This is a genomic window from Streptomyces sp. DSM 40750 (assembly GCF_024612035.1).
GTDB lineage: Bacteria > Actinomycetota > Actinomycetes > Streptomycetales > Streptomycetaceae > Streptomyces.
The window spans coordinates 5,339,965-5,356,179 of sequence record NZ_CP102513.1 but is presented as its reverse complement, the minus strand read 5'-3'; the positions used below and the strand labels follow the sequence as shown (position 1 = coordinate 5,356,179).

At 72.6% G+C, this 16,215-nt stretch carries 15 protein-coding genes; 5 read left to right on the top strand and 10 right to left on the bottom strand.

The features are described 5' to 3' along the window. Positions 1-7: 7 nt before the first annotated feature. From JIX55_RS23860 to JIX55_RS23850, 3 genes are all read right to left on the bottom strand, one after another. Complete coding sequence (locus JIX55_RS23860; protein WP_257565351.1) at positions 8-586, bottom strand: hypothetical protein; 579 nt, start codon at positions 584-586, stop codon at positions 8-10. 145 nt (positions 587-731) lie between these two features. After that, a complete protein-coding gene (murQ, locus tag JIX55_RS23855) occupies positions 732-1,703 on the bottom strand; it encodes an N-acetylmuramic acid 6-phosphate etherase (protein ID WP_257565350.1) in 972 nt (323 codons plus the stop codon). Positions 1,704-1,846: 143 nt separating this feature from the next. Beyond that, positions 1,847-2,815, bottom strand: a complete 969-nt coding sequence (locus tag JIX55_RS23850; RefSeq protein ID WP_257565349.1) for a MurR/RpiR family transcriptional regulator — start codon at positions 2,813-2,815, stop codon at positions 1,847-1,849. A 56-nt stretch (positions 2,816-2,871) separates the two neighbouring features. On the opposite strand from JIX55_RS23850, the gene JIX55_RS23845 reads away from it, so the two are divergent. Together JIX55_RS23845 and JIX55_RS23840 are read left to right on the top strand one after the other, a co-directional pair. After that, complete coding sequence (locus tag JIX55_RS23845; RefSeq protein ID WP_257565348.1) at positions 2,872-3,276, top strand: hypothetical protein; 405 nt, start codon at positions 2,872-2,874, stop codon at positions 3,274-3,276. Continuing rightward, positions 3,273-3,545: a DUF4031 domain-containing protein gene (locus tag JIX55_RS23840; protein ID WP_257565347.1), complete on the top strand. Its 273-nt coding sequence runs from the start codon at positions 3,273-3,275 to the stop codon at positions 3,543-3,545. Before JIX55_RS23845 ends, JIX55_RS23840 begins: the two co-directional genes overlap by 4 nt. A gap of 66 nt (positions 3,546-3,611) precedes the next feature. On the opposite strand, the gene JIX55_RS23835 is transcribed toward JIX55_RS23840, so the two are convergent. The 3 genes from JIX55_RS23835 to JIX55_RS23825 all read right to left on the bottom strand — a co-directional run bounded on the left by JIX55_RS23835 (position 3,612) and on the right by JIX55_RS23825 (position 6,762). Continuing rightward, the gene (locus tag JIX55_RS23835) at positions 3,612-4,715 is read right to left on the bottom strand and encodes a GNAT family N-acetyltransferase (RefSeq protein WP_257569457.1); all 1,104 of its coding nucleotides are present in this window, start codon (positions 4,713-4,715) and stop codon (positions 3,612-3,614) included. A 29-nt stretch (positions 4,716-4,744) separates the two neighbouring features. Then, positions 4,745-5,980, bottom strand: a complete 1,236-nt coding sequence (locus JIX55_RS23830) for a Cmx/CmrA family chloramphenicol efflux MFS transporter (RefSeq protein ID WP_257569456.1) — start codon at positions 5,978-5,980, stop codon at positions 4,745-4,747. A gap of 119 nt (positions 5,981-6,099) precedes the next feature. After that, a complete protein-coding gene (locus tag JIX55_RS23825; protein WP_257565346.1) occupies positions 6,100-6,762 on the bottom strand; it encodes an HD domain-containing protein in 663 nt (220 codons plus the stop codon). A 68-nt stretch (positions 6,763-6,830) separates the two neighbouring features. Here JIX55_RS23825 and JIX55_RS23820 point away from each other — a divergent pair, with 68 nt between their 5' ends. Further along, a complete protein-coding gene (locus JIX55_RS23820) occupies positions 6,831-7,505 on the top strand; it encodes a maleylpyruvate isomerase family mycothiol-dependent enzyme (RefSeq protein ID WP_257565345.1) in 675 nt (224 codons plus the stop codon). A 22-nt stretch (positions 7,506-7,527) separates the two neighbouring features. On the opposite strand, the gene JIX55_RS23815 is transcribed toward JIX55_RS23820, so the two are convergent. Next, the gene (locus tag JIX55_RS23815) at positions 7,528-8,328 is read right to left on the bottom strand and encodes an SGNH/GDSL hydrolase family protein (protein ID WP_257565344.1); all 801 of its coding nucleotides are present in this window, start codon (positions 8,326-8,328) and stop codon (positions 7,528-7,530) included. Between the two features lie 247 nt (positions 8,329-8,575). Here JIX55_RS23815 and JIX55_RS23810 point away from each other — a divergent pair, with 247 nt between their 5' ends. Both JIX55_RS23810 and JIX55_RS23805 read left to right on the top strand, forming a co-directional pair. Continuing rightward, on the top strand, positions 8,576-8,953 hold the full coding sequence (locus JIX55_RS23810) for a beta/gamma crystallin domain-containing protein (protein WP_257565343.1): 378 nt from the start codon (positions 8,576-8,578) through the stop codon (positions 8,951-8,953). A gap of 205 nt (positions 8,954-9,158) precedes the next feature. After that, positions 9,159-9,884 (top strand): copper homeostasis protein CutC, encoded by a 726-nt coding sequence (locus JIX55_RS23805; protein ID WP_257565342.1) that lies wholly within the window; start codon positions 9,159-9,161, stop codon positions 9,882-9,884. Between the two features lie 22 nt (positions 9,885-9,906). Here JIX55_RS23805 and JIX55_RS23800 read toward each other — a convergent pair whose 3' ends face one another. Genes JIX55_RS23800 through JIX55_RS23790 form a run of 3 tightly spaced genes read right to left on the bottom strand, consistent with a single transcriptional unit; the run spans position 9,907 to position 16,069 of the window. Continuing rightward, positions 9,907-13,956, bottom strand: a complete 4,050-nt coding sequence (locus JIX55_RS23800; protein WP_257565341.1) for a tetratricopeptide repeat protein — start codon at positions 13,954-13,956, stop codon at positions 9,907-9,909. 37 nt (positions 13,957-13,993) lie between these two features. Beyond that, on the bottom strand, positions 13,994-14,323 hold the full coding sequence (locus tag JIX55_RS23795) for a trypco2 family protein (protein WP_257565340.1): 330 nt from the start codon (positions 14,321-14,323) through the stop codon (positions 13,994-13,996). Positions 14,324-14,374: 51 nt separating this feature from the next. Beyond that, the gene (locus tag JIX55_RS23790) at positions 14,375-16,069 is read right to left on the bottom strand and encodes a hypothetical protein (RefSeq protein WP_257569734.1); all 1,695 of its coding nucleotides are present in this window, start codon (positions 16,067-16,069) and stop codon (positions 14,375-14,377) included. Between the last annotated feature and the right edge of the window lie 146 nt (positions 16,070-16,215).

The following is a 16,215-nucleotide window of genomic DNA, read 5'->3' as shown; positions in this document are numbered from 1 at the left end:
ACAGGGCTTACAGGTTCCCCATCGGCTCGATGTCCACCCGCACCGGCTCGCCCCAGATGCGGAGCACCTCGTAGTCGGTGAACTCGTAGACCAGGCGGTAGGCGATGGCGGGGCGGGGGCCGCGGCGTTGGGCGGTGAGGTAGAGCTCGGCCTCGCGGCGGTCGCGGCGGGGGGTGCCGCAGAGCTGCCAGACCTGGCCGTTCCACGCTTCCGGGAGCCAGCGCTGCTGGGGTTGGGGGCGGTCGTCCCGTACGCCGTACCGGGACGGGGTCGGGGTGACCGGGCCGGTGGGGTGGGCCGGGCCGTAGCTGCCGTTCAGCTGGGAGCGGCGGGCGGTGCGGCGGCGGGTCTCGCAGAGCAGGCAGCCGTCGGGGGCCTCCTCGTCGACCGGGCCGTTCGGGTGCTCGGCGCAGCGGGTCGTCGGCTTGGCCGCCGTGACCGTGTCGTCCAGCAGCTCCAGGGCTCGTCTGATGTCCGCCTTCACCTCGTGCAGCCGCGCGTCCGGGGTGTCGGCGTTCAGCGCCTCGCCGTGCTCCCCGAGGAGGCGCAGGGCTCGGCCGAGGGCGGTGAGCTGGGCGTGGTTCACGGGCTCGGGCCTTCCCTGGGAGACATCAGCGATCCCCACCACCGTGCCACACGCCACTGACAGTGGCCCCGGAGACCGGGTGTGACGCTCGGCGGTGGACGTTTCGGGGCGTGGTCCGTCGGCCCTGTCTGTCCGCGTGTGGGGCTCAGCCCGTCGTCGCGGCCGCCGCCAGGGCCGCTCGTAGATGTCCCTCGTTCTCCGCCAGCAGGCGGGCCGCCGTGGTTGCGTCCACGCCGCTCAGGATGGTGAGAATGGCGTGCTTCACCTGGCCGCCGCACTCCGTGAGGGCCGTTTCGATCTCGTCGTCCGTCGCGCCGGTGGCGAGGGCGACGATGCGGTGGGAGCGGGCGCGGAGTTTGTCGTTGGTGGCGCGGACGTCGACCATGAGGTTTCCGTAGGTCTTGCCGAGGCGGATCATGGTGACCGTCGAGAGCATGTTGAGGACCAGCTTCTGCGCCGTGCCTGCTTTGAGGCGGGTCGAGCCCGTCACCAGTTCGGGGCCGACGACGATCTCGATGCCGTGATCGGCGGCCGCCGCGAGCGCGCTGGCCGCGTTGCAGGACAGGCCCACCGTCAGGGCGCCGGTCGCGCGCGCGTGCTCCACCGCGCCGATCGCGTACGGCGTGCGGCCGGAGGCGGAGACGCCGACCACCGTGTCGTCGGGCGTGAGGGTGAGCGCGTCGAGGTCGGCGCGGGCCAGTTCCGCCGAGTCCTCCGCGCCCTCGATCGAGGTGACCATGGCCTCCCTGCCGCCCGCGATCAGGCCCAGGACCTGGGAGGGGGCCGTGTTGAAGGTCGGCGGACACTCGGACGCGTCCAGGACACCCAGCCGGCCCGCCGTGCCCGCGCCCGCGTAGACCAGCCGCCCGCCCCGGGCCATCCGCTCGGCGATCGCGTCGATCGCGGCGGCGATGAGGGGCAACTGCGCGGAGACGGCCGTCGGCACGGTCGCGTCCTCGGCGTTCATCAGCTTCGCGATGTCGAGGGTGGGAAGTTGATCGATGTCCGCCAGCTCCGGGCGGAACGCCTCCGTGGTCAGCTGTTCCAACTCGGCACGCACGGCGAGGTGGTTGGGGAGGGCGGAGGCGTGGGCGGAGGCGTGGGGGGAGGTGTGCATGACGACTCATTCCGTACGGTGCGGTGTGACTGTGCCTCAGGGGTGCGGGCTGTACCGGTATGCGGCTCCGCCGCGCGGGCGCGATCGGCCACGAACGACCGGCAGCCGGACCCGCTGCTCAGCCATCCACGGCGCCCGGCGTTCTACCGCGACGGCCCTCCGATCCGATGCCGATGCGCGAGTGCCTCGTACGACGCGGACAACGCCGGCGCCGCCTGCTCATACGTCCGTTGCGCCACCCCGACGAACAGACAGTCCACCACCAACAGCTGACTCGTCCGGGACGACATGGCCGCCGGACGCAGCTCGCTCTCCCGGGCCGTGGACGTCGTCAGGACGTGGTCGGCGTACTGGGACACCGGCCCGTCCGGCCGCCCGGTGATCGCGATCGTCGTGGCCCCGTGGTCGAAGGCGACCCGCAGCGGCTCGATGACGTCGCCCGTCGAGCCGGAGTGGGTGATCGCTATGGCGACATCCTTCGCGCGGAGCTGCACCGCGTTGGTGACGGCGAGATGCGGGTCGCTGTGCGCGTGGGCTATCAGCCCTATGCGGAGCAGCTTCTGCGTGAGGTCCTGGGCGACGAGGCCGGACGCCCCGACGCCGTAGATGTCTATGCGGCGGGCCCCGGCGAGCGCGCCGACCGCCGCGCCGAGCTGGGCCATGTCGAGCCCGGCCGCCGTGTCCGCGAGGGTCTGCTGCTCGTCGTACGCGAGCTTGGCGACCACGTCCGGGAGCGGGTCGTCGACCGCGATGTCGGCCGTCACCGAGGGCGCGCGGCCCGACTGCTGGTGGGCGGCGAGGCCGGCGAGGGCGAGGCGCAGGTCGCGGTAGCCGGGGTAGCCGAGGAGGCGGGCGGTGCGGACGACCGTGGCCTCGCTGGTGCCGGTGAGCTCGGCGAGGCCGGTGACCGTGAGCGCCGCGCAGCCCGCCGGGTCGTGCGCGACGGCCTCCGCGACCCGCTGCATGGAACGGGTCATGGAAGGGGCCAGCGTCCGCACCTTCGCCGCGAGGGCGGCGGGGGCGGGTGGCGCGGCCGCGCTCTGACCGCCGGCCGGGCGGCCCGCGGTCTGTCCCTCCACAGGAGCGAAAATTTCCTTCACGTCATCACTCACCTTATGAAAGATATTTTCTGTTCGGTCGTGTGGTCAAGGTTGCGCACAATGGATGCATGAGTCCCAGCAGTGACCCCGTGGACCCCGTAAGCCCCCTTGAGCAGGCGCTGCACGCGGCCCGCGCCCTTGTGATCGCCGATCTCGTGGCCCGTGAGGTCGCCGAGGCGGACGTCGTCTCCATGGTCGAGGAATCCGTCGTACAGCGCCGCTGGTGGGTCGAGCAGTGGCCGGACGGTGCGGCGTACGTCGCCGGGCTCGTCGCCCAGGACGTCCAGGACGCCCTGCTCGAACGGTACGGCCGCTGGCCCCTCTGCCCGGTCTGCGGCGTCGGCGACCCGCACGCGCTCGACGTCGAGCCGGAGCTGGGGCCCGATCCGCAGTGGGTGTGCCACAAGGCGGGCGTGCGGGTCGCGGCGCTGGGGGCGCTGGGCACGGCCTCCGGAGGGGCGCGGTCCTCGTGACCGTCTACATAGACCCGCCCACCTGGCCGGGGCACGGGCGCATGTGGTCGCACCTCGTGAGCGACGTGTCGTTCGACGAACTGCACGCCTTCGCCGGGCAGTTGGGCATCCCGGAGCGCGCCTTCGAACGCGACCACTACGACATCCCGTCCCACCGTTACGCGGAGGTCGTGCGGGCGGGCGCCGTGGAGGTGGGCTCGAAGGAGCTGCTGCGCCGGCTCACGGGAGCGGGGCTGCGCAGGCCGAAGCGGCGCGGGACGACGGCCTGACCGACGAGGTCACGCCGTCGTCCCGGCCTGACCGACGAGGTCACACCCCCTGGCGCCCTGCGTACGTCAGACGCGCAGACGGAGTTCGTAGGCGAACTGCTCCCCGTGCTCCCCGTCGCCCCAGTCCTCGCTCACCTTCTCGAATCCGGCACGCGAAACGACGCCCTGCGAAGGGGAGTTGGCCTTGTCGACGACCGCGAACAGCGACCGTACGTCTCCCCGCTCCCGGCTCCGCTCCCGCGCCCAGCCGGCCAGCGCGCCCAGCGCCTCCGTCATGTAACCGCGCCCGCGCGCCCCCTCGACCAGGTCGTAGCCGACCTCGACACGGCCCTCCTCGTCCGGGGCGCCGTGGTAGCCCAGCGCACCGACGGCCAGCCCGTCCTCCTTGCGTACGAGCACGAACATGCCCCACTCCGGCCGGTGCACCCCCGCCTCGTACGCCTGGAACACCAGCCCCGCGCCGATCCGCGTCCCCTCGACCGGCCCGCCCGCGATCCACTCGAAGCCGCCGGTGCCGCCCTCGGCGAGATCGGCGGCGGCCGCCGGGTGGACGCCCTGTAGGACGATGCGCCCGGCGTCGATGTGCAGCGGGTTGCTCCACCGCCACTCGGTGACGGGGGCGCGCCCCGGCAGGTCGCCCCGGCCGGTGGCCCACAGCAGTGTCGCCCAGGGGGCGTCACCGGGCCTGACGTGCGGGAAGAGGCGGGCGAGTACGGACTCGCACAGCGCGACGGGCGGTACGTGCGAGGACGACGGGAGCCCGACGCCCTCCGCGATGTCGTGCGTGTGCAGCAGCACCTCGGCGACCGCCATCGCCGCGAAGCCCTCACGGTCGGCCCAGCGGAACGGATACGGGTGGAAGGCGCGCACCTCGCGGGGGGTCGTACGGACGACGGCGGTGAGCAGCGCCCCCGTCGTCTCGATCACATGCAGTACGTCGGCGTTGCGCTCGCACTCGGCCATGTCGATCTCGAACGGCACCCACGTCGTCGTCGCCCGCCCCGCCAGCTGCCCCGCGTACGCGATCAGGTCCGACGCGACGTGCTCGGCGGTCTCCCGGCAACTCCACTCCAGCCGCCCCGCCTTGACGCCCTCCCAGTCCCCGTCGACCGCTGTCCGCAGTACCGCGAGGCTGTGTTCGACGGCTTGCTGTACCTGTTCCCCGCCCATTGGTCGCATGGGGGCGAGGATAGGAGGGTTCACACGTCCGTACGTACCGGATTTACGGTGCTGCCGCTGGTCCCTGTTTCGGTCCCGGTCCCGGTCCCGGCCACGAGGCGGGAGGCCCTGGTACGTCGGTGGAGGCGCAGCGATACGGCCGTGGTGCCGATGGCGGCCGCCATGATGGCGGCGCCCGCCCAGGCGGTCGAGGTGTAGCCGAAGTCCGCGTCGATGACGACCCCGCCGACCCAGGGGCCGCCGGTGTTGCCGAGGTTGAACGCGGCGGTGGTGGTGGCGCCGGCGAGGGTGGGGGCCGCGCCGGCGACGTTGAACAGGCGGGCGTTGAGGGCCGGGGCGGTGTAGAAGCAGGACACCCCGAGGAGGAAGGAGAGGAGGACGGCGGCGACGGCGTACTCGGCGAGCAGGGCCAGGCCGACGAGGAGGACCGTGGAGGCGGTGGTACCGCTGAGCAGTACGCCGAAGAGGTGCGCGTCCGCGATCCGTCCCCCGATCGCCGTGCCGATCAACGCCCCGATCCCGAACAGCGCGAGGACCGTCGGCACCCACCCGTCGTCCAGCCCGGCCACGTCCGTGAGCAGCGGCGCGAGATAGCTGAACGCGCAGAAGACCCCGCCGGCGGCGAGCGCCACGACGGCGATGGACAGCCAGACCTGCCGGTCGCGGTAGATCCGGACCTCCTGGGCGAGGCGGGGCCGCTCGTCGGGCAGCGGGATCGCGGGCACGAGCGTGACGACCCCGACGAGCGCGATCGCCGAGGCCGCGGCCACCGCCCAGAACGCCGACCGCCACCCGAAGTGCTCCCCGAGGAACGCCCCCGCCGGCACGCCCAGCACATTCGCGATCGACAACCCGCCGATCATGATGGCCAGCGCCCGGGCCCGCGCGTTCACCGGCACCATCGCCACGGCCACGGCCGCCCCGACCGCCCAGAACCCCGCGCAGGCCAGTGCGCTCACGATCCGGGACGCGAAGAGAACGCCGTAGCTGGGCGCGAGCGCACCCGCGACCTGCCCGAACCCGAAGACCGTGATCAGCGTGACGAGGGTGGTCCGGCGGGGGAGACGGAGGGTCGCCACGGCGAGCAGCGGCGCCCCGACCACCATCCCGATCGCGAACGCCGATATCAGCAGCCCCGCCCGCGGAATCGACACGTCCATGTCCTCCGCGATGGGCGGCAGCAGCCCCGAGAGCATGAACTCACTCGTCCCGAGCGCGAAGACGGCGAGCCCGAGGACGTAGACGGAGAGTGGAATCCGGAAACGGGCATGGTCTGGGGAGGCGGCGGCTGAGGGCATGTTCATGGGCAACCGACGGCCACGGGGGCGCATTCCCTCACCTTCCCTCACCGAGCAGCTCACTGTCAGCCGCGCCGTCAGCCCGCCGTCAGCCCGTCCAGCTCCGCCCGCAGGTTCTCCCGCGCTCGCCCCTCCCACTCCCGCTGCCCGTACGGCGTCCTGAACAGCCTTGGCAGGTCGAGGAGTTGCCGTAGCACAGCTGCCCGGCCCGCCCGGAAGGCGTCGTCCGGCACGAATCCGTACTCCTCCCGTACGGCGGCGGCATAGGCGGCGTACGCGTCGGGCGCCGACGCCAGAATCGCGAGGTCGGCGTCGCACAGCACCTGCCCGTTCGGGTCGTCGTCGGCCGGGTCGTGTGTGACGGTGAGGCGCACCAGCCGTGCCACCTCCGCCGTCTTCTCCTCCGAGACCCCGGCCTCGGGCAACGCCCGCTCCGCGAGCCGGGCCGACCGCTCCTCGTTCGTCGACCGCTCCGGCAGGTAGACCGCGTCGTGGAACCAGGCGGCCAGGCGTACGAGGTCCGGGTCGTCGGCGTACTCCTCCAGTGCGTCGATGTGGTCCAGGACCGCGGTGAGATGGTCGAGCGTGTGGTACTTGCGCTGCGGCTCGGACCAGCGCTTGAGGAGGTTCGCGGCGTAGGGGGCCGGGCTGGGCTCGCGGGCGCCTTCGCGGGTGCCTTCCCGGGCGGAGACGAGGGCCTGGAGCCAGCGGGCTTCCAGTGCGTCGAGGGCGTCGGACATGCAGGCATTGTGCCGTGGGCCGGACCCGCCGGGAGACATGACGGCTCCCTCCTCCTAGCGTGGGTCCCATGACTGTTGCCGATACACACGATGTACGGGACCCCGAGCTGCCCGGCCGGTTGCTGACCGCCGAGCGGGACGCGCTGGTGCCGCTGCTGCGGGAGCGGCCGGCGGAGGACTTCGCGGCCCCCACCTGTTGTCCGGGGTGGACCGTGCGGCATGTGCTCGCGCACTGCGGGGCCGTGCTGTCGCGGGTGGTGGAGAGCCGGTTCGAGGAAGGGGTGTTCGGTCCGGAGTCGAACGACCGGGACATCGCCGAGCGGGACGCCTGGGCGGTCGCGCGGGTCGTGGACGAGCTGGAGCGCGGGATGACCGAGGCCGGGCCCGTGATCGCCGAGGCCGGCGGGGTGCTGGACGGGATCGCCCTCGGGGAGTGGGTGCACGCCGGCGACGTGCGGGAGGCCTGGGAACTGCCGGGAGCGTACGGCGGCGCGCAGCTCGGGCCCGCTCTGGAACTCCTGGCCCACCTCACCCGCGTGCGCGGGACCCTTCCGCTCCACGCCGACCTCGACGACCTGGACGAGCCGCTGCGGCTGGGCGCGGCGACCGGCGACGGCCCGCCCGCCCGCTACATCGGCGACGCCACCACCCTCGTACGGCTCTGCTCGGGACGCCGCCCACCCGCCGACACGACGTACGAACTGGCCGGCGCCACCGAGGCCGAGCTCAACCTCTACGCCTGAGCCCGGCCACGGAAGCCGGGCGTCAGCCCCAGGTGGCCTTGAACGTCGCCGCGTAGCCCTTCTCGTGGCCCGCCGCGTTGGGGTGGAAGGACGCCGTCGCGTCGGACGCGTCGACGCTGTGGACCCACGGGTCGGTGCCGCACGCCCCGTGGCCGGTGAACTGCTTGCGCATGTCGATGAAGTACACGCTCGCGTTGACCGTCGCCTTCTGGGTGCCCTCCGCCAGCGCGTCGGCCAGGCCGTTCATCGCGGTGCGCTTCGTGGGGCTGAGTTCGATCGGCGAGCACGTACCGGTCGTGGACAGCGTCTGCGGGTAGCCGAAGACGAGGATCAGGGCCTTCGGTGAGCGGGCCTTGATGTCCTTGTACAGGCCGGTGAGGTCATTCACGAGCTGGTTCCTGGCGACGGACGACATCCACCCCGTGGCGAACGCGCAGGCGGCGTCGGTGTCGGTGAGGCACGTCCTCACCACCGTCGAGAACTGGGTGTCGTTGCCGCCCACGGTGAGGGTGACGAGGTTGGTGTTCGCGCTCAGCGCGGACAGTTGGTTGGCCCGTACGTCCGCGATCGTCGCGCCGCTGCACGTGACGTCCTTCAGCGCGTACTCGGGGTTGGCCGCCGCCCACAGGCGGGGATAGTTCTTCGTGCTCCGCTTGCAGTCGCCGCTCGACGCGTCGTACGAGCCCGCGCCGACGCCGGATGCGTACGAGTCGCCGAGCGCGACGTATTCCGCGCTCGTGGCCGCCTGGGCAGGGGTGTTCGCCACCGCCACTCCGGCGAGCGTCATCAAACCGGCGACGAGGGCCGCTTTCAATTTACGCATGACTTCCTTCTGGCCGATGAAGCCTGGAATCGATCGGCCAGAGAGTACAGCGGAATTCCGGCTCTGCAATTCCTGTGCGTAATTGCTGGTTACGTAAGGGTATTTGTTATGCGCGAGGGGGCAGTCGCATTGCCCGGAAGGGCAGGATTTCCGATTCCGGAGCAACCTGGTCCGTCGCTGCCCTGTCTTGCTGTCCGATCCACTTCACTCAACTCCACTCAACTTCCTTCAACCGGGAGGACCTTCGATGACCCGTCCGACCAGCCGGAACCTCATGCGCCTGGCAGGTGTGGCCGCCGCCGCCCTGGCGACCACCGTCGCGACCGCTCTCCCCGCACACGCCATCAACCGGGTGGACTGCGCCAGCGGGAATGACTTCCTCTACTTCGAGGTCGACGGCGTCAATCCCTGCTTCGCCAATGCCGGCACCATCAACGTCGCCATTTACGGCGTGGGCTGGATGGACACCAACAACAACGAGGTGAGCTTCAAGTACCGCACGGTCCTGGGTGGCCCGCAGTACGACTCGGGCCGACTCCCCAAGTGGTACGCCTTCGACCTCGGCCTCGCGTCCGGTGCCCCCAGCGGCAAGGTCCACAAGATCGAGCAGATCACCATTTACTGATGACGAACAGTCACCGTTCGCGGGCCGCCGTCACGGCAACTCCCTCTCGTACAGCCGGTCTTGTTGAAGCGCGCCCGAACGAGGGTAGAGCGGAGGGTGTCCGTTCGTGTGCGAAACGTGACGTACGCGTCCAGCGGTCCGCGTTGTTGTAAATTGGACTAGACCTGTAGTCGTCACTCGATCGATGCCCGATGGAAGGGGCCCCATGGCCACGCGCGCGCTTCTGGAGGTGATCGCCCTCGACGCCGAGGACGCCGTCGCCGCCCAGACCGGAGGTGCCGACCGGCTGGAGCTGGTCACGGACATGGGGGCCGACGGACTCACCCCGGCGGTCGCGACGTTCGTGGAGGTGCAGGCCGCCGTGGACATCCCGGTACGGGTCATGCTGCGGCTCGCCGACGGGTTCGCGGCGGGGGACGTGGACGCGCTGGTGCGGGCGGCGTGCGACATGCGGTCGGCCGGGGCGGAGGAGTTCGTGCTCGGGTTCCTCGACCCGCAGGGGGAACCGGACCCGCACGCCGTGGAGCGGGTGGTCGCGGAGCTGGACGGGCGGCCGTGGACGTTCCACCGGGCGATCGACCGCGCCGCCGACCGGGACGCCCTGCGCAAGCAGCTCGCGGACCTGCCGGGGCTGGACACCTACCTCACGGCGGGCTCGGCGGCAGGGGTCGACGACGGTCTGCCCGTACTCCTCGCGGAGGCGGCCCGCCGTGGCGACCCCGGCTACACCCAGCGCCTCATGATCGGCGGCGGCCTACGCCTCGACCACGTCCCACGCCTGCGCGCCGCCCGCGTCGACGCCTTCCACATCGGAGGCGCGGCCCGCCCCGAGGGATGGACCGCGCCGGTCGCCGCCGGTGCCGTACGGGAATGGCGTACGGCGCTGGACGCCCGCGCCGCCCGCGCGGGAAGCAGAACCAGGGGCGACTGACGCCACGTGCACCGGGCGTGGATCAGGAATGACGTCGTTCGGGAAGACCACGCTCCGCCGCCCTGACGATCGCGTCGTGCAGCTGGGCGCAGTCGGCCATCTCGCGCGCGTACAGATCGGGGTTCAGGTCGGCGAGCGGGGCGAGGCTCTGCTCGGAGGCCGCCACCTCGCGCAGCGCCTCGTCGAAGGCGCCGGTCCAGGGGAGGGTGTCCGCGAGGTTGTAGTGGCAGGTCGCGACGGCCAGCGCGTACTGGTCGGGCTCGACGTGCGGCTCCACCTCGCGGGTCAGCTCCAGCGCCCTGTACAGCTCGGGCAGGGCCTCGCGCTGACGGCCCATCTGGGAGAGCACACCGGCGTACTGGCCGAGGGCGCCGGCCAGGGCGGACCGGTCGGTGGGCAGGCCGCACACGTCGAGGAGTACCTGCCGGATGGCGACCACCTGGCCGAGCAGGCTCTCCGCGTTGCCCATCTGCCCGGCCTGCAGACTTTCCTGGGCCCGGGCTTCGAGCCGAGCCGCCACGAGGTCGCCGTGCTGCTCGGGGTCACGGCGGATCAGGAGGCGGCGGACGAACATCGCCCGGCGGATCGTGGAGCGCGCCGCCCGGGGCCGACCGAGGGCGAAGTAGAGGTCGACGGCGACGGACAGCAGGGCGGTGTACTCGCCCAGGTGGTCGCCCGGGAGGTTCTTGATGTCGCGGTCGTAGTTGCGGACGGCCCGGTCGACGAGTCGCTTCACCCTGCGCAGGTCACCCTGCTGGTCGGGGTTCCTTCGGGCGAGGTCGATCAGGTTCTCGGCGAGCATGATCTGGGCCTGGGCCTCCACCCTGGGGCGGGAGATCTTGCGGCGGACGAGTTCGGAGCCGACCTCCAGGCACTCCTCGGCGGCCTCCCGCGCCTCGTCGAGACGGCGCAGTTCCGTCAGGGCGGACCCGTGCTGGAGGAGGGAGTTCCAGAACAGCTCGTTCGGCACGCCGGCGTCCGCGACGATGGTTCGTCGGATGGCGAGCCCGCGGCGGATCGGCTCCAGCGCCTCTTCGGGTCTGCCCATGGAGACGAGCGTGCCACCGATGTTGTTGAGGACGACGGCCAAGCCTTCCGCGGCCACCGGGGTGGCCAGGCTCTCCGGCCGGTCGACGACGGCGAGCGCGTCGCGCAGGACGGCGAGTGCCTCCTCGAACCGGTCCAGCAGGCGCAGCCGGTTGGCACGGCCGACGAGGCTGCCCACGGCGTCGTGGCCGAGGGCGTCGGGCCGCTCGTCGGCCATCTGCCGCAGGGTCTGCGCGGTGGGCTCGGACAACAGCTGGGCGGCGGCACGGAACTCGCCCTTGCGATTGAGGGTGCGCGCGAGCTCGGCCTCGGCATCCGCGAGACGTTCGAGTACGACGGGATCGCCGCTGTCGGCAAGGGAGTTGAGGAGGGTGACGCGTTGCTCCTGGAGGGGGCGCGCGGCATCGTCGTCACCGGCGCCGACGAGGACACGGGCACGCTCGCCGAGGATCTCGGCCTCGGCGGGGGCCTGGTCGGCCGGGGCAAGTGTGCCGACCAGGTCGGCGGCCCTGTCCAGCGCGGCCCGGGCCTTGTCGAACTCGGTGGTCCAGCGGTGCGAGCGGGCCATGGTCAGCAGCGCGGTGAACCGTGCGGCGGGGGTGGCTTCAGCCTCGCCGGAGTCGTACAGCCGCAGCGCCTCGTCGCATCGGCGTACGGCCGTCCAGTGGTCCCCGGCGGTGTGCCGCCACCCCGCCTCGTGCACGAGCGCGGTAGCTCGCGGGGTCGGGGGAAGCCCCCGCGCGGCCGTGGCGGCGGTACGCGTGGCCCACCCGGCGAGCACCCGGCTACGCCCCGCACCCAGCCGGTCCAGCAGCTCCAGCAGCAGCTCGGGGTCGGTGTCGGGCGCGTCGGTGAGCCGGTGCAGGGCGTCGAGGAGGGGCTCGGGGGACTCGGTGAGGGTGGTGGCCTCCATGACCGTGCCGGCGAGGGCCGAGTCACGGGCGAGGGCATCGTCCAGGGCGCGGGCGACGGGGTCCCAGTGGCGGGGGAGTTCGGCCACGCGGGAGAGAGTGACGAGGGCGGCGAGGAGGGTGGGGGCGGCGGAGGGGAGCGGTGGGGTCTCGGCCGACGTCGGCTGTTCGGTGCGGACGGGAGGCGACTCGGTACTCCCTGCGGGCGGCGGCTGTTCGGTGCGGGCGGCTGCCGACGTGGTACCGCGCTCAGGGCTCGGCGGGGCGGGTCGCGACCCGGGGTTCCCGGCGGGCGCCGGCTCCTCGACCCGGGACCGCCACAGCGCCGCCCCTGCCCCCGCCAACGTCAGCAACGGCAGCGTCACCAGGTCCGTGTCCGCCCGTGTCCGGTCCCCCACGTGGTACTCCCCCAGGCGGTCCGGCTGGAGGGCCCCCCAGCAGCTGTCGCCCGGGGCGGGGTACATCTCGGCGAGCCAGGCCGTGCCCTGGTCCAGGGTCGGGGCGTCCGCCGTGCGGAAGCCGGGTGAGGAGCGCAACAGCGGGGCGGCCAGGGCGGGTTCGGCGCCCGCGGTGAGGACCGCGGTGCCGACCGCGTCGGCCAGGGATACGGGGCCGGCCTCCGCCAGTCGGGGACGGCCGGCGGCGCTGTCCTCCCAGTACGCGCGCTCGTGCAGGAGGAGTTGCTCCTCGACCCGCAGACCGGTGTCGTCCAGGCGGGTCGCGGGGTGTGTGGCGAGGAGGTCGGTGAGCGCGGTCATGTGCAGGGTGAGGGCCGAGCCGTACTCGGGGGCGCTCACATCGCGCGGGGCGACGAGGGCGACGTGTCCCGTCCAGTCACCGGTGACATCCCTGAGCGCCCGGGGCAGTGCCTCGGGGAGGCGCCGGGCGAGGTCGGTGAGCGCGTCGCGGTAGTGCGCGCCGCGGTCCGGTAACTCCGTCAGCGGAGGCAGTTCGTGGTGCGCGGCGTCGTAGGTCAGGTTTCTCGTCTCGCGCGTGCGGGTCCTGAGCTGGTCCCACCAGCCGCCCGTGATGTCGCCCCTCGCCCGCGCGGTGAGCAGCAGCCGTACCGGAGGGCGGCCGTCGGGCCGTCGGTCCAGCACGGTGAGCAGGGCGGTCAGCTGGGCGATCCGCAGCTCGGCGTAGTCGGCGACCAGGATCAGCGGGCGGTCCACCTCGGCGAGCACGCCGAGGTCCTCGGCCGGGCCGCGCTCGTCCAGCCAGCCGCAGACCCAGCCGTGCCGGTCGCGCAGCCGGGTGCACAGTTCGCGGGCGAGCCGGGACTTGCCGGCACCGCCGGGCCCGGTGAGGACGGCGAGCTGTACGCCGTCGCCGTCGCACCAGTCGTCGATCAGCTCCCCCAGCAGGCGCTCGCGGCCGTGGAAGCGGACCACCTCGGCGCGCTGGTCCAGCAGCGTCGCCGGGGACCGGACCCGCCAGCCCGCGGCGGGCGTGACGAGGCCCTGAAGGTCGACCGGCTCCCACACGGGCGCGGCGGCGGTGTGCCGGGTGACCAGGTCCGTGAACTCCGGGTCGGCCAGCAGCGCGTACACCGGTACGGCCTCCCAGCGCGGCAGCCCCCAGCCGCTGACGTCGGTCACGACGACGCCGGTCAGTAGCGGGCCGCTGAAGAGGGCCGCGCCGGACTGGCCGCTCCACGGGGAGGGTGTGCGGCGGGTGGGGTCGGCGGGCGGCGCGCTGGCGAGTTCCACGGTGTAGCGGTGGGACAGGGCGCCGGTGCCGGGGGCGAGGGTGGCGCGCGGCTGCTGGAGGTCGAGGCCGCCGTCGGCCCGGCGCCCGGCCTCGGGGTAGCCGGCGACGTCGCAGGGCTGGTGCCGGGCGGTGACGAGCCGCCCCCAGCGGACCGGGGCGACCTGCTCGCGGACGTCTGCCTCGGCGAGGAGCAGGGCCGCGTCGACGTGAGTGGCGCCGCGCCAGACGACGGTGCAGGGTACGGCGCGACCGCCGGGCACCTGAACGTCGCAGGTGTCCCGCCCTTCCAGTACGTGACGGGCCGTCACTATCAGCCTGCGGCCCAGGAGATAGCCGGTTCCGTTGCCGCCGTACCGCTGCTCCGCACCCGGGAGCAGGACCGCGACGATACGACTCAGTTCCATCCGGGCCCCCGTTCACCGTCGTACGCCTGCGGGCGAGTTACCGGGTCAGCCCGCCCCCACCGGCCAGACCGGCCGTCGGAGCATCGCTGTTGCCGATGTGGATGCCCTCGCCGTCCTGGTCCACCGCGCGCAGCGTGAACGCCAGCTTGTGGGTGGCGGTTTCGGACTTCACGGCCCCCGCCTCCCCGGAGACGACCCACGCCTTGATGGACCCCTTCCCGCTCTGCTCGCGGCGCATCTCGACCGTGAACTCCAGGGCGATGTCGCCGAGTTGGAAGCGCACACCGGAGTCCCTGGCGCGATCGCGGGCGGCGGTCAGTTCGGCTCGAAGGTGGTCGATGGCTTCGCCGACGGTGATGTCGTTCATACGGCCACCGTAGCGACGGACCGAGGCGGCTGTCCCCGCGACGGCGGAAGGTCAGCCGGACGGGTCGACCAGCGTGGGCACCAGATGCCGCTGCGCATGGCGGACGTACTCCCCTACGCGCTCCCACCCGTTCTCCTCCCCCTCCCGCCGGGTGCGCAGCCCCCAGGCCTTGGGCAGTTCCTGCTCCTTGATCCACAGCATGTAGCGGCACACCGCCTCGCGCCGGTCGCCGATCGCCTCCAGACGGCGGGCGAGCGCGCCGTCGCGGCGGGCTCGGGCGAGCGCGGCGAACATGTCGACCACGGCGTAGTAGCTGAGCACTGCCTCGGTCGTGCGGCTCACGCAGGCCAGCACCACTGCGGCCTCGTGCCGCGCCTGTTCCTCCAGCCGCCGGGTCCGGCCGAACCGGCTCGGCCGCCCGTGATGGAAGTGGCGCCGGATGTTGTCGAAGTCGGGTACGAAGGGGCCGTCCTTGCCGGCCCCCAGGATGAGGGCGTTCATCGTGTGGACGTATGCCGCGCAGTCCGCCTGCGTCGCCAGGCGCACCTCCCGGGGCAGCCCTTCGGTGAACGGCACCAGGGGCGGCTCGGCCCCGTCGCCGAGCCTGCCCTCGAGGATCGGGGTGAGCTCGCGGGCGATGAGGAAGAGGGTGCACGCGTCGAAGACCAGGTAGGGGTCCCCGGACCCGTACCGGACCTCGCCCTCCGGCATGGCCATCGGGATGAGCGGCCGGGGCGGGAGCAGGGTGGCGGCGCGCGGGGGTCGCCAGGAGCACAGGTACGAGGCGACGGTGTCGTCGACGTCGGCCCAGGTGCTGTCGCGGTCGGGCGTGAAGGAGCCGGGATCGGCAGCGCCGGATGCCGCTTCCCCGGTGACGGCGAAGAGGGTGGGCAGGGCCCAGGAGATGTTGGCCATCAAATCACTGGTCTGCGGCGCCAGTCCGATGACGAAGCCCTGCCGGCCGTCGGCGAGCGGGCGGGCCAGCACCCGGGACTCCGGCTCGGTGGAGGGCTGGACGAAGACCTCGACGGTGGAGGCCGCTCGTCGGACCTCGTCCACGTCGGGTAGGCGCGGGTCGCGCACGCGGTAATCGCCGTCGTCGGTACGGGAGAAGGCGTGGGCGAGCAGGAGCAGGTCGAGCAGTCTGCGGGGCCCGCCGGACATGTCGGCCAGCTTCTCCGGGTTGTCGAGCAGGGTGCCGGTGGGGTCGGCGCCGCTGACGTAGTCCGGGTCGGTGAAGACACGGGCGAGCCGGGTGGCCTCGGCGGCGAGCTCGGTGCTCTGGTGTTCGCGGAACATGATGCTGGGCGCGTAGGGGAGGGGCGTTGGGTCCGGCGCTCCCTGTGCGAGCAGGCCGTTGAGAGCGGAGCGCAGGCCTCCGGCGTCCCGTACGGGCACGTCGCGGCGCGGCTTGCGGATCACGATCTGCCCGTGCTCGACGCGGGGATCCGACCGTACGACGACATCGGTCGGCCCCGCGAGGCGTACGGCGATGCCGTACCGGAAGAAGTGACGGAGCGCGGCGACGGCGTCCGCGAGGGCGGCGGCGGTGGCGGTGCCGGTGAGGACGTCATCGCCGGGGGCGTCGGCGCCCGGCGGGCGTAAGTCCGCGTACGCGACACCGGCCCGGCTCAACACATCTCTCGCGGCGCCCGTCTCCTCGCGATCCGGCGCGGCGAAGAGATGGAAGACCACCTGTGCCCCGGTGTCGGCGCCGATGGCTGTCGGTGTCGTCGCTTCCCCCATACCTCGACAGCATGGCGGCAGGCGGAGGGAGGAATCAACCGACCGGAGGAACACGGGGAGCGAGCAGGCGAACGTCGGCTGGTTACCCTGCTGCGGCCGAGGATGGCCGAGCGGCTGGTCGACGACATCTTCGACGCCTTGGACGA

What these genes read in the sequence shown, in the direction of transcription:
- murQ (WP_257565350.1), bottom strand. Translation starts at nt 1,703, where the DNA reads ATGCACACCTCCCCCCACGCCTCCGCCCACGCCTCCGCCCTCCCCAAC.
- JIX55_RS23845 (WP_257565348.1), top strand. Translation starts at nt 2,872, where the DNA reads ATGAGTCCCAGCAGTGACCCCGTGGACCCCGTAAGCCCCCTTGAGCAG.
- JIX55_RS23835 (WP_257569457.1), bottom strand. Translation starts at nt 4,715, where the DNA reads ATGGGCGGGGAACAGGTACAGCAAGCCGTCGAACACAGCCTCGCGGTA.
- JIX55_RS23825 (WP_257565346.1), bottom strand. Translation starts at nt 6,762, where the DNA reads ATGTCCGACGCCCTCGACGCACTGGAAGCCCGCTGGCTCCAGGCCCTC.
- JIX55_RS23820 (WP_257565345.1), top strand. Translation starts at nt 6,831, where the DNA reads ATGACTGTTGCCGATACACACGATGTACGGGACCCCGAGCTGCCCGGC.
- JIX55_RS23815 (WP_257565344.1), bottom strand. Translation starts at nt 8,328, where the DNA reads ATGCGTAAATTGAAAGCGGCCCTCGTCGCCGGTTTGATGACGCTCGCC.
- JIX55_RS23810 (WP_257565343.1), top strand. Translation starts at nt 8,576, where the DNA reads ATGACCCGTCCGACCAGCCGGAACCTCATGCGCCTGGCAGGTGTGGCC.
- JIX55_RS23805 (WP_257565342.1), top strand. Translation starts at nt 9,159, where the DNA reads ATGGCCACGCGCGCGCTTCTGGAGGTGATCGCCCTCGACGCCGAGGAC.
- JIX55_RS23800 (WP_257565341.1), bottom strand. Translation starts at nt 13,956, where the DNA reads ATGGAACTGAGTCGTATCGTCGCGGTCCTGCTCCCGGGTGCGGAGCAG.
- JIX55_RS23795 (WP_257565340.1), bottom strand. Translation starts at nt 14,323, where the DNA reads ATGAACGACATCACCGTCGGCGAAGCCATCGACCACCTTCGAGCCGAA.
- JIX55_RS23790 (WP_257569734.1), bottom strand. Translation starts at nt 16,069, where the DNA reads ATGGGGGAAGCGACGACACCGACAGCCATCGGCGCCGACACCGGGGCA.